The 311-nt window shown below is 48.2% G+C and carries 1 protein-coding gene; it reads right to left on the bottom strand.

Annotated elements, in window-relative coordinates:
• The coding region (locus SB786_RS35925) for a hypothetical protein (RefSeq protein WP_410731535.1) at positions 1-311 on the bottom strand (311 nt) is incomplete at both ends.

Below are 311 nucleotides of genomic sequence, written 5' to 3' on the forward strand. Positions count from 1 at the left end.
GTCGGTCACTGCTTGCACGTCAACCTTTATCGTTGTGCTAGACGCAGCGCCTGCCACCCCTGAAACGATAGCACCTGTGCTATCGACCTCATACTCTGTCACTGCCATGTCAATAGTGATATTGGCGGCACTATCTTCAGGTGGTGTTAGTTCGATCGCTTCAAATTCAGCCCTTGTCATGGTGATAGTCGACGCATCTTGCCCTAGTGGATTAACAACAGTGGGGCCATCACTCAATAAAATCGTAATCGTTTGATTGACAGTGGCTGTCGTAATATTGCCGCTACCATAATCTAACGTCACACCTCTAG

It is taken from the genome of Burkholderia sp. SIMBA_062 (genome assembly GCF_046534765.1).
GTDB lineage: Bacteria > Pseudomonadota > Gammaproteobacteria > Burkholderiales > Burkholderiaceae > Burkholderia > Burkholderia ambifaria.